An 11,658-nucleotide genomic window follows, 5' to 3' on the forward strand; every position below is an offset into this window, starting at 1 on the left:
TTAACCATGAGTCATTTGTTGCGTAAGCCGCAGTCGAATGAAGTATCAAAAGGCGTTAAACTTGTGCATGAAGTAACGAAATCAAACTCAGATCTTACCTATGTAGAGTTTAAAGTGTTAGAACTCGCATCCGGTTCAAGCTATACAGAAGAATTGAAAAAACAAGAAATCTGCATTGTGGCAGTGACGGGAAAAATCACAGTGACGGATCATGAATCTACGTTTGAACATATCGGTACGCGTGAAAGCGTATTTGAGAGAAAACCGACAGACAGCGTCTATATCTCCAATGACCGTGCCTTTGAGATTACGGCAGAGAGTGATGCGAGAGTGGCGCTTTGCTATTCGCCATCAGAGAAACAGCTTCCGACAAAGCTGATCAAGGCGGAAGACAACGGGATTGAACATCGCGGAAAGTTTTCCAACAAACGGACCGTTCACAACATTCTTCCGGATTCAGATCCTTCAGCTAACAGCCTCTTAGTGGTTGAAGTTTATACAGACAGCGGAAACTGGTCCAGCTACCCGCCTCATAAACACGATCAAGACAACCTGCCGGAGGAGTCCTTCTTGGAAGAAACCTACTACCATGAATTAGATCCGGGCCAAGGCTTTGTATTTCAGCGCGTTTACACAGATGACCGCTCCATTGACGAGACAATGACTGTAGAAAATGAAAACGTTGTCATCGTTCCTGCGGGATATCACCCGGTAGGTGTGCCGGACGGATATACGTCCTACTATTTAAATGTCATGGCAGGACCGACGCGAAAATGGAAGTTTCACAATGATCCGGCTCATGAGTGGATTTTAGAACGCTAACAAGTGAGGAGTGGCTGTTTACGATGAAGTATACATTCAACGAAGAGAAGGACTTTGATATTGTTGCCATCGGCCGGGCGTGTATTGATTTGAACGCGGTTGAATACAATCGCCCAATGGAAGAAACGATGACATTTTCGAAATACGTCGGCGGCTCGCCTGCGAATATCGCGATCGGCAGCTCAAAGCTCGGCTTAAAAGCGGGCTTTATCGGCAAAATTCCAGATGACCAGCATGGCAGATTCATAGAGTCCTATATGAGAAAAACCGGCGTAGACACAACGCAAATGGTCGTTGATAAGGAAGGGCATAAAGCCGGTCTCGCATTTACTGAAATTCTGAGTCCGGAAGAATGCAGCATCTTAATGTACCGCGATGACGTGGCCGATCTTTATCTTGAGCCTTCAGAGGTAAGCGAGGACTACATTGCAAATGCGAAAATGCTGCTCGTTTCCGGGACAGCGCTCGCTAAAAGCCCGTCACGGGAAGCGGTGTTAAAAGCCGTTCAATATGCGAAAAATCACCAGGTAAAAGTCGTGTTCGAACTGGATTATCGCCCATATACATGGCAGTCAGCCGATGAAACAGCTGTTTACTATTCTTTGGTCGCTGAGCAGTCCGATATTGTCATCGGAACACGGGATGAATTCGATGTCATGGAAAACCGCACAGGCGGCAGCAATGAAGAGTCTGTCACTTCTTTATTTGACCATTCAGCCGACCTCGTCGTCATCAAGCACGGCGTAGAAGGCTCTTACGCATACAGCAAATCCGGCGAAGTCTTCCGCGCCCAAGCGTACAAGACAAAAGTGCTGAAAACCTTCGGAGCCGGTGACTCGTATGCTTCGGCCTTTATCTACGGACTTGTCAGCGGCAAAGACATTGAAACGGCATTGAAATACGGAAGCGCCTCAGCCTCCATTGTTGTCAGCAAGCACAGCTCATCGGAAGCCATGCCGACAGCGGAAGAAATCGTACAGCTTATTGAAGCACAGTCATAATTGAAAAAGATCGAGTAAAGGTGGGATCGTTTGTGGGTAAGAAAATTCGCTTAACAACAGCACAAGCGCTGATTAAATTCTTAAACCAGCAGTACATCCATGTTGATGGCAAGGAAGAGCCTTTCGTAGAAGGGATTTTCACGATTTTCGGTCATGGAAATGTTTTAGGGATTGGGCAGGCGCTTGAGCAGGATGCTGGCCATTTAAAAGTGTACCAAGGGAAAAATGAACAGGGAATGGCGCATGCCGCAATGGCGTACAGCAAGCAAATGCTGAGAAGAAAAATTTACGCGGTCTCAACATCTGTCGGACCGGGAGCGGCCAACTTAGTGGCGGCAGCCGGCACTGCATTGGCAAATAATATTCCTGTTCTCTTCATTCCGGCAGATACATTTGCGACAAGACAGCCCGACCCTGTACTGCAGCAAATGGAGCAAGAGTACAGTGCGGCGGTTACAACAAACGATGCATTGAAGCCTGTATCGAGATACTGGGATCGCGTTACACGCCCTGAGCAGCTGATGAGCAGTTTGCTTCGCGCTTTTGAAGTCATGACTGATCCGGCAAAAGCGGGTCCGGCGACCATTTGCATTTCTCAGGATGTGGAAGGCGAAGCGTACGATTTCGATGAAAGTTTCTTCGTCAAACGGGTTCACTATATTGATCGCATGCAGCCGAGCCAGCGTGAGCTTCAAGGTGCGGCGGAGCTGATTAAAGCCAGCAAAAACCCTGTGATCCTCGTAGGCGGAGGCGCGAAATATTCCGGTGCGCGCGATGAATTAATCGCCATATCTGAGGCCTATGACATTCCGCTGGTTGAAACACAGGCAGGCAAATCGACAGTGGAAGCTGATTTTCCAAACAACTTGGGCGGAATGGGCATCACAGGAACCCTCGCGGCAAATAAGGCGGCCCGCCAGGCTGATTTGATTATCGGTATCGGCACAAGATATACGGATTTTGCGACATCCTCTAAAACCGCTTTTGATTTTGATAAAGCGAAGTTTCTGAACATCAATGTCAGCCGAATGCAGGCGTATAAACTCGATGCGTTCCAAGTGGTAGCGGATGCGAAAGTGACGCTTGGCAAGCTGCATGTCCTGCTTGAAGGCTATAGGAGTGAATTCGGTTCAACGATCAAGGAGCTGAAGGACGAATGGCTCGCTGAACGCGACCGCCTCAGCAAAGTGACATTTAAGCGGGAAGAATTTGATCCGGAAATCAAACATCATTTCTCTCAAGAGATTCTAAACGAGTACGCTGACGCGTTGAATACCGAGCTTCCGCAAACAACGGCATTGCTGACGATTAACGAGACCATTCCTGAAGACAGTGTGATTATCTGTTCGGCAGGCTCTCTTCCGGGAGATTTGCAGCGTTTGTGGCACTCCAATGTCCCGAATACGTATCACCTGGAGTACGGATATTCCTGCATGGGCTATGAAGTGTCTGGCACACTGGGGCTTAAATTGGCTCACCCAGACAGAGAAGTGTATACGATTGTCGGAGACGGCAGCTTCCTGATGCTTCATTCCGAGCTGATCACAGCGATTCAGTATAACAAGAAGATCAATGTGCTGCTTTTTGACAACTCAGGATTCGGATGTATCAACAACCTGCAAATGGACCACGGAAGCGGCAGCTACTACTGTGAGTTCCGCACAGATGACAACCAAATCTTGAATGTCGATTACGCGAAAGTCGCTGAGGGTTATGGCGCGAAAACGTACCGTGCTAACACAGTAGAAGAGTTAAAAGCGGCGTTAGAGGATGCGAAGAAACAAGACGTATCAACGTTGATTGAAATGAAAGTGCTGCCAAAAACAATGACTGACGGCTATGACAGCTGGTGGCATGTCGGAGTGGCTGAAGTATCTGAACAAGAAAGCGTTCAAAAAGCATATGAAGCAAAAGAGAAAATGCTTGAATCTGCAAAGCAGTATTAGAGGGGAGGCATCATGATGGGCAAACATGAAATCCTGTGGGGGATCGCTCCCATTGGGTGGCGGAATGATGATATGCCTGAAATCGGAGCGGGAAATACACTTCAGCATTTGTTAAGTGATATAGTTGTCGCGCGTTTTCAAGGTACGGAAGTCGGGGGCTTTTTCCCCGAGCCTTCCATTCTTAATAAAGAGCTTAAGCTTCGGAATTTACGCATTGCGGGAAAATGGTTCAGCAGTTTTATTTTGCGTGACGGACTTGGTGAAGCGGCGAAGGCATTTACCCTGCATTGTGAGTATTTGCAGCAAGTCAATGCGGATGTCGCAGTTGTCTCTGAACAAACCTACAGCGTGCAAAGTCTGGAGAAAAACGTGTTCACAGAGAAACCGCATTTTACTGATGAGGAATGGGAACGGCTTTGTGAAGGATTAAATCATTTTGGGAAAATTGCCGATCAGCATGGCTTAAAGCTGGTATATCATCACCATCTCGGCACCGGCGTCCAAACAGCGGCTGAAGTGGACCGCCTGATGGAGGGAACAGACCCTGCACATGTGCACCTCCTCTACGATACGGGTCATGCGTATATTTCTGACGGCAACTACATGGGCATGCTGAAAAAGCATATCGATCGCATTAAACATGTCCATTTTAAAGATGCCCGGCTGAATGTCATGGAAAAATGCAAACTCGAAGGGAAATCGTTTCAGCAAGCGTTTTTACAAGGCATGTTTACGGTTCCCGGTGACGGCTGCATTGATTTTAGAGACGTATATCAGCTGCTGTTAAAACACAATTATTCCGGATGGATTGTCATTGAAGCTGAACAGGACCCGGATGTCGCAAACCCGCTTGAGTATGCATTGATCGCGAGAAACTATATTGATGAGCAGTTGCTGGATCTGGCGTAATGGGGACTGGATATATGAGCAATACCAATGCAGATTCGGCCTTCAATAAACGGACAATCGCGGCAGCATTGGCTAACTATATTGATGCCGGTTCGATTGTGGCTGGATCTGCTGGTTTATCGTTATGGGTCAGTTATCTAAAGCTATCTGATACACAAATCGGGCTGCTCGGCGCGCTAAGCGCAAATGCAATTTCTGCCGCTGTCGGCGCCCTGCTTGGCGGGTATCTGGCTGATAAAGTCGGGCGGAAGGCTGTTTATACCAATAGCATGCTGGTTTATGCATTAGGGATTTGTTTGGTTCTGTTTGGGGTTAATTTCCCCATGTTGTTAAGCGGTTACATGATTATCGGTTTATCAGTGGGAGCTGACATTACTGCATCATGGACCATTATTGCAGAAAATGCGCCAAAGAAAAATCGAGCCCGCCATTGCGGCGTGGCACAAGTCGCCTGGGCCGCGGGCGCTGTCGTTGTGCTGCTTCTCTCCGTACTGGTCGGTGATTTAGGCCTCTTGGGGAATAAAATCGTATTTGCCCATCTGCTTGTCATTGCGCTGATTACGTACATCCTGAGAATCAGGCTTCCGGAGTCAGATGCGTGGCAGCAGAAAAACCAGCCCGCAGACATACAAACAGAGAAGCCGGCCGTACTGAACAAAACATCGTATTTTGATTTGCTCAAGCCAATGTATCTAAAAAGCATACTGTTTTTGATGGGTGTGTACTTGGTTTGGAATTTAGCCGCCGGTGTGATGGGCTTCTTTATGCCATACATTTATCAGCAGGTCGGCGGTGTATCTGCCAACATGGCAAACCTTTTGCAAATGGGACTGTTTATCTTCACAGGGTTGGGGGTCGCTTTCATCTTCATGCCCTTTGCCGACAAATATAGAAAAACCGTATTTGGAATCGCCGCTTTTATGGCGGTGATCGGATGGACGCTGTTTCTGATGCCGGTTCAAGGCATGCCTATTCTGCTCCTGTTTATTGTCGTGATCGGCATCAATAACGGAGCCGGGCAGCAAGCCAACTATCAGTTATGGGCCAGTGAAATCTTTCCTACGCAATATCGTGCTTCCGCACAAGGACTAATGTTTTTCCTCGTACGTATTTCAATAGGGATTTGGAGTCTGTTTGTCCCAATGATTATAACCAATTTCGGCATTGGAACGATGGCTGCAATTCTCCTCGGATGTGTGACGGCCAGTATGATCATCGGGCTTCTCTTCGCGCCGAATACGTCTGGCAAGTCGCTTGAACAAATTCAAGAGGAACTCTACGGATCTCCTCAGAGCCAAGTAAAGCAAGGAACAGAAAGCAAAATGATGTAAACAACAGAAGGAGTGGCTGTCAATGAGTTTACGTATTGGCGTAATTGGAACTGGAGCAATCGGAAAAGAACATATTAACCGCATCACAAACAAACTGTCCGGCGCAGAAATTGTAGCTGTAACGGATGTGAATCAAGAAGCCGCACAGAATGTCGTCGAGCACTACCAATTAAACGCAGCAGTATATCCTGATGATGACAGCCTTCTGGCAGATGAAAATGTAGACGCTGTCCTAGTGACAAGCTGGGGGCCTGCGCATGAATCGAGTGTGCTGAAAGCCATTAAAGCCCAGAAATATGTGTTCTGTGAAAAGCCGCTTGCGACAACTGCTGAAGGATGCATGCGCATCGTCGAAGAGGAAATGAAAACGGGGAAACGCCTCGTTCAAGTCGGCTTTATGCGCCGTTATGACAGCGGTTACGTACAGCTGAAAGAGGCGCTCGACAACAATGTCATCGGCGAGCCGCTCATGATTCACTGCGCGCACCGCAACCCGACTGTGGGAGACAACTACACAACGGATATGGCCGTAGTCGACACGCTTGTTCATGAAATTGATGTGCTGCACTGGCTCGTCAATGATGACTACGAGTCCGTTCAAGTCATCTATCCGAAAAAATCAAAAAATGCCCTGCCGCACTTAAAAGATCCGCAAATCGTAGTCATTGAAACAAAAGGCGGTATCGTCATCAATGCTGAAATCTATGTGAACTGTAAATACGGCTATGACATTCAATGTGAAATCGTCGGAGAAGACGGCATCATCAAGCTTCCTGAACCATCAAGCATCAGCATGAGAAAAGAAGGCAAATTCAGCACAAATATTCTGATGGATTGGCAGAGACGCTTTGTGGATGCGTACGATGTGGAAATCCAAGACTTCATTGATTCGATCCAGAAAAAAGGCGAAGTCAGCGGGCCGACGGCTTGGGACGGCTATATTGCTGCCGTTACGACTGACGCGTGTGTAAAGGCCCAGGAATCTGGACAAAAAGAAAAGGTTGATTTGAAGGAAAAACCGGAATTCTATCAATCCTTTACAACAGTGGAAAACTAGGAATATGGAGGAGTGAAAAAAATGAAATTAGCATTGGATCCATCGATGTATCGAGATGATTTAACGTTGGAGGAAATGGTCTATAAAACGGCGGAGCTTGGCTATGAATATATTGAACTTTCCCCGCGCGAGGATTTTTGTCCATTCTATAAATATCCTAAAGTCGATTCAGCAAAGATCAAACAATTAAAGCGGCTTTTAAGGGATACAGGTGTTAAGCTTTCATCACTCCTTCCGCTTTACCATTGGGCGGGTCCTGAAGAAGACCGCCGCCAGGCTGCGGTGCGCAACTGGAAAAGGGCAATCGAAATTGCGGTTGAACTTGAAGTGGATTTGATGAACAGTGAATTCAGCGGTTCAAAATATGATCCTTTAACAAGCGAAGAAAAATTTATCAAATCCATGGATGAACTTCTGCCAGTCTTTGAAAAAGAAGGCATTAAACTCAATCTTCAAGCCCATCCGTACGATTTTATCGAAACGCACAAAGGTGCGATGGATATGATCCGCGCGCTCGACAAGGACTGGATCAACCTTGTCTACTCGACTGCGCATACGTTCTTCTACGATGACGGAAAAGGCGATATCGCGACAATGTTTGACGAAGCCGGAGACCGTCTCACACATGTTTTATTTGCAGATACCTTTAATCATAAAGCGGCTCACGGCCTGCGCTACATCGTCAATCCGCCTGACGCGAAAGTAACGGTTCACCAGCATTTGGACATTGGTCAAGGTGAGGTTGATTTTGATACGATTTTCAGAAAGCTGAGAGAGATGAAGTTCGACGGAATTGCGACGAATGCCGTGTTTGCTTGGGTCGACGAAAGAGCGGATGAATCAAGCCGATTTATGCTTAAAAAAATGAAAGAAGAATTAGGTCTGGCATAAGCTGAGCATGGAGTTCGGCGGGATATGGCGAACAGCCTTCCTGCCGAACTCCCTTCATATCTAAAACGCAGATGGGGGAGTCTGACATGAAACTGTGTTTCAATGAAGCAACAACATTGGAAAACTCAAATCTTAAACAGGATTTAGAGCTATGTGAAAAGCATGGCTATGATTATATTGAAATCCGCACAATGGATAAGCTGCCCGAGTACTTAAAAGACCATTCATTGGCCGATCTTGCGGAATACTTTCAAACCCATCACATTAAACCGCTTGCCTTAAACGCACTCGTTTTCTTCAATAACCGTGATGAAAAGGGCTATCAGGAGGTCATTGCTGAATTTAAGGGCATGATGGAAACCTGCAAAACCCTCGGTGTGAAATATGTGGTGGCCGTTCCGCTTGTGACGGAGCAGAAAATCTTAAAAGAAGAGATCAAAAAGAGCTGTGTAGAGGTGCTGACTGAGCTTTCTGATATCGCCGAACCGTACGGCGTAAAAATCGCCCTTGAGTTTGTCGGCCATCCGCAATGTACAGTCAATACATTTGAACAGGCGTATGACATCATCAATACTGTCAGCCGCGACAATGTCGGGCTTGTCTTTGACAGCTTCCATTTCCATGCGATGGGATCCAATATTGAAAGCTTAAAGCAGGCGGACGGGAAGAAAATCTTTATTTATCATATTGACGATACGGAAGATTTCCCAATCGGCTTTTTAACGGATGAAGATCGCGTATGGCCCGGCCAAGGGGCGATTGACTTGGATGCCCACTTATCAGCCCTCAAGGAAATCGGCTTCTCTGATGTGGTATCCGTTGAGCTGTTCCGGCCTGAATACTATAAGCTCAGTGCGGAAGAAACGATTCAAACAGCGAAAGAAACTACAATTGATGCGGTATCAAAATATTTCAGAATGTAATTGATAAAGGAGGGGTGGACATGGCTTTTGTATCGATGAAAGAGCTTCTTGAAGATGCAAAGCGGGAGCAATACGCGATCGGACAGTTTAATATCAACGGCCTGCAGTGGACGAAGGCGATTTTGCAAGCGGCGCAAAAGGAGCAATCACCAGTCATCGCCGCGGCTTCCGATCGCCTGGTCGACTATTTAGGCGGATTTAAAACGATTGCCTCCATGGTCGGAGCGTTAATGGAGGAAATGGCAATTACCGTTCCCGTGGTGCTTCATCTTGATCACGGAAGCAGTGCGGAACGCTGCAGACAGGCCATTGATGCCGGATTCAGCTCAGTGATGATTGACGGCTCTCATCAGCCGATTGACGAGAATATCGCGATGACAAAAGAAGTCACCGATTATGCCGCAAAGCACGGCGTGTCAGTAGAAGCCGAAGTCGGCACGGTCGGAGGAATGGAAGACGGGCTGGTCGGCGGGGTCCGCTATGCCGATATCACGGAATGTGAGCGGATCGTCAAAGAAACCAATATCGACGCGCTAGCCGCTGCCCTCGGCTCTGTACACGGCAAATATCAGGGTGAGCCGAATCTCGGATTTAAGGAAATGGAGGCTATCTCCCGCATGACTGATATTCCCCTCGTTCTTCACGGGGCATCCGGGATTCCGCAGAATCAGATCAAAAAAGCCATCACGCTCGGCCACGCGAAGATCAATATCAATACGGAATGTATGGTAGCCTGGACAAACGAAACACGCCGCATGTTTCAGGAAAACAGCGATCTGTACGAACCGCGCGGCTATATGACACCCGGCATTGGAGCCGTGGAAGAGACAGTGCGAAGCAAAATGAGAGAGTTCGGATCAGCCGGTAAAGCAGCTAAGCAGCAGGTCGGCTGAAGAGACCTGAAACCGCCGAGATGGCGGTTTTTTTGTGCGGTGTTGCGTCCGTACCCCCGAAACGATTATGATGATGGCAGCAGTGTAAGAAACGGGAGTGGTTCAGTTTGAATAAAATCATGATTGTAGAAGACAGTGAAGACATTCGCGGACTATTGCAGAATTATCTTGAAAAATACGGATACCAAACCGTGGTCACCGCGGATTTCACTGCTGTTCTTGATGTTTTTTTGCGGGAAAAGCCCGATGTGGTGCTGCTTGATATCAACCTGCCGTCCTATGACGGCTATTATTGGTGCCGCCAGATCCGCCAGCACTCCACAAGTCCGATCATTTTCATTTCAGCCAGAAGCGGGGAAATGGATCAGGTGATGGCGATTGAAAACGGCGGAGACGATTATATCGAAAAACCGTTTTCTTATGATATTGTGCTGGCAAAAATCAAAAGCCAGATCCGCAGGGCATACGGAGAGTACGCCGCAAAACAGGGGGAGAAAGTGGTTGAATATGCCGGCGTGCAGCTCTTTGTGGAACGGTTTGAACTGCGCTTTCATGACGAAAAAAGCGAGCTTTCTAAAAAAGAAAGTAAGCTTTTGGAAGTGCTGCTGGAGCGGGGAGAAAAGGTGACGGGAAGAGACCGGCTCATGGAAAAAACGTGGGACACCGACATTTTCGTCGATGATAATACACTTAACGTGTATATCACGCGGCTCAGAAAAAAACTGCGGGAGCTGAATGCGCCTGTTTCGATTGAATCGGTGCGGGGCGAAGGCTACCAGCTGAGGGCGCTGTCATGAAGCTGTTTCTCCGGTCTCATGCAGTGCTGATTCTGCTTTTTCTCCTTCAAGGGCTGTTTGTCTTCTTTTATTACTGGTTTGCGGGTCTTCATTCTTTTTCTCACTTGTTTTACATATTGGGCGTGCAGCTTCTTATTTTGGCGGGTTATCTTGCCTATCGCTGGTACAAAGACCGCGGCGTGTATCATTGGCTCAGTTCAGGACAGGAAGGGACGGACATCCCGTATCTCGGTTCTTCAGTGTTTTGTTCAGAGCTGTATGAAAAGCAGATGGAGCTAATCCGGCTGCAGCACCAGAAGCTCCATGAGACCGAAGCCAAGCTTGACGCGCGCGTGACGTATATGAATCAATGGGTGCACCAAGTAAAGACGCCGCTGTCGGTCATTAATTTAATCATTCAGGAAGAGGATGAGCCCGTTTTTGAACAAATCAAAAAAGAAGTCCGGCAGATTGAATTCGGGCTGGAGACGCTTCTTTATTCTTCAAGGCTCGACCTGTTTGAACGGGATTTTAAAATCGAAGCGGTTTCCCTGTCCGAGCTTCTCCAATCAGTCATTCAAAGCTATAAACGATTTTTTATTCAATACCGCGTTTATCCGAAAATGAACATTTGCGATGATCATAAGATTTACACCGATGCAAAATGGCTCAAATTTGCGATCGGCCAAGTGGTCACAAATGCGGTCAAGTATTCAGCGGGCAAGAGTGACAGACTTGAGCTGAATGTCTCCCGCGATGAAGACAGGACGGTGCTTGAAGTCAAAGATTACGGTGTCGGCATTCCTTCCCAAGACATCAAGCGGGTGTTTGACCCTTATTATACCGGTGAAAACGGACGGCGTTTCCAAGAATCTACGGGAATCGGCCTCCATCTCGTCAAAGAAATTACGGACAAGCTCAATCATACGGTGGACATCAGCTCGTCTCCCGGTAAAGGGACATCGGTTCGATTTTCATTTCTTACAAAAATGTAAGGCTTCGTTAAGAAAACAACATAGCCCGTTTTGTTTCCCCTTGATAACATGGATTTACGTCAAGGGGATTTTTATGTTAAATGCCCCGGCACTACATGAAAGCAGCCCAGACCA

Annotated in this window: 11 protein-coding genes; all 11 read left to right on the plus strand. The window is 47.3% G+C overall.

The window, feature by feature from the left end:
• The first annotated feature begins 6 nt into the window (after nt 1–6).
• The 11 genes from iolB to yxdK all read left to right on the plus strand — a co-directional run bounded on the left by iolB (nt 7) and on the right by yxdK (nt 11,544).
• Nucleotides 7–822, plus strand: a complete 816-nt coding sequence (gene iolB, locus KXD37_RS06490) for a 5-deoxy-glucuronate isomerase (RefSeq protein WP_263463423.1) — start codon at nt 7–9, stop codon at nt 820–822.
• Between the two features lie 23 nt (nt 823–845).
• The gene (gene iolC, locus KXD37_RS06495; RefSeq protein ID WP_263463424.1) at nt 846–1,823 is read left to right on the plus strand and encodes a 5-dehydro-2-deoxygluconokinase; all 978 of its coding nucleotides are present in this window, start codon (nt 846–848) and stop codon (nt 1,821–1,823) included.
• 32 nt (nt 1,824–1,855) lie between these two features.
• A complete protein-coding gene (iolD, locus tag KXD37_RS06500) occupies nt 1,856–3,769 on the plus strand; it encodes a 3D-(3,5/4)-trihydroxycyclohexane-1,2-dione acylhydrolase (decyclizing) (protein ID WP_151174636.1) in 1,914 nt (637 codons plus the stop codon).
• A gap of 15 nt (nt 3,770–3,784) precedes the next feature.
• The gene (iolE, locus tag KXD37_RS06505; protein ID WP_106019837.1) at nt 3,785–4,678 is read left to right on the plus strand and encodes a myo-inosose-2 dehydratase; all 894 of its coding nucleotides are present in this window, start codon (nt 3,785–3,787) and stop codon (nt 4,676–4,678) included.
• Nucleotides 4,679–4,692: 14 nt separating this feature from the next.
• Nucleotides 4,693–6,009, plus strand: a complete 1,317-nt coding sequence (gene iolF / locus KXD37_RS06510; RefSeq protein ID WP_106021864.1) for a myo-inositol transporter IolF — start codon at nt 4,693–4,695, stop codon at nt 6,007–6,009.
• A 22-nt stretch (nt 6,010–6,031) separates the two neighbouring features.
• The gene (gene iolG, locus KXD37_RS06515) at nt 6,032–7,066 is read left to right on the plus strand and encodes a bifunctional inositol 2-dehydrogenase/D-chiro-inositol 1-dehydrogenase (protein WP_103672023.1); all 1,035 of its coding nucleotides are present in this window, start codon (nt 6,032–6,034) and stop codon (nt 7,064–7,066) included.
• Nucleotides 7,067–7,087: 21 nt separating this feature from the next.
• Nucleotides 7,088–7,957, plus strand: coding sequence for a sugar phosphate isomerase/epimerase family protein (locus tag KXD37_RS06520; RefSeq protein WP_059335278.1), 870 nt, complete (start codon nt 7,088–7,090; stop codon nt 7,955–7,957).
• Between the two features lie 86 nt (nt 7,958–8,043).
• On the plus strand, nt 8,044–8,880 hold the full coding sequence (iolI, locus tag KXD37_RS06525; RefSeq protein ID WP_127696289.1) for a 2-keto-myo-inositol isomerase: 837 nt from the start codon (nt 8,044–8,046) through the stop codon (nt 8,878–8,880).
• Between the two features lie 20 nt (nt 8,881–8,900).
• A complete protein-coding gene (gene iolJ, locus KXD37_RS06530; protein WP_127696290.1) occupies nt 8,901–9,773 on the plus strand; it encodes a 6-phospho-5-dehydro-2-deoxy-D-gluconate aldolase in 873 nt (290 codons plus the stop codon).
• A 107-nt stretch (nt 9,774–9,880) separates the two neighbouring features.
• Nucleotides 9,881–10,570, plus strand: coding sequence for a two-component system response regulator YxdJ (yxdJ, locus tag KXD37_RS06535; protein ID WP_106019833.1), 690 nt, complete (start codon nt 9,881–9,883; stop codon nt 10,568–10,570).
• Complete coding sequence (gene yxdK, locus KXD37_RS06540) at nt 10,567–11,544, plus strand: two-component system sensor histidine kinase YxdK (RefSeq protein ID WP_103672019.1); 978 nt, start codon at nt 10,567–10,569, stop codon at nt 11,542–11,544. Before yxdJ ends, yxdK begins: the two co-directional genes overlap by 4 nt.
• Nucleotides 11,545–11,658: the final 114 nt, after the last annotated feature.

It is taken from the genome of Bacillus sp. XT-2 (assembly GCF_025696525.1).
In the GTDB taxonomy this organism is placed as follows: domain Bacteria; phylum Bacillota; class Bacilli; order Bacillales; family Bacillaceae; genus Bacillus; species Bacillus halotolerans.

Bases quoted from the DNA above. Each gene is read 5' to 3' on its own strand.
- iolB (WP_263463423.1), top strand. From the start codon at position 7: ATGAGTCATTTGTTGCGTAAGCCGCAGTCGAATGAAGTATCAAAAGGC.
- iolC (WP_263463424.1), top strand. From the start codon at position 846: ATGAAGTATACATTCAACGAAGAGAAGGACTTTGATATTGTTGCCATC.
- iolE (WP_106019837.1), top strand. From the start codon at position 3,785: ATGGGCAAACATGAAATCCTGTGGGGGATCGCTCCCATTGGGTGGCGG.
- iolF (WP_106021864.1), top strand. From the start codon at position 4,693: ATGAGCAATACCAATGCAGATTCGGCCTTCAATAAACGGACAATCGCG.
- iolG (WP_103672023.1), top strand. From the start codon at position 6,032: ATGAGTTTACGTATTGGCGTAATTGGAACTGGAGCAATCGGAAAAGAA.
- KXD37_RS06520 (WP_059335278.1), top strand. From the start codon at position 7,088: ATGAAATTAGCATTGGATCCATCGATGTATCGAGATGATTTAACGTTG.
- iolI (WP_127696289.1), top strand. From the start codon at position 8,044: ATGAAACTGTGTTTCAATGAAGCAACAACATTGGAAAACTCAAATCTT.
- iolJ (WP_127696290.1), top strand. From the start codon at position 8,901: ATGGCTTTTGTATCGATGAAAGAGCTTCTTGAAGATGCAAAGCGGGAG.
- yxdK (WP_103672019.1), top strand. From the start codon at position 10,567: ATGAAGCTGTTTCTCCGGTCTCATGCAGTGCTGATTCTGCTTTTTCTC.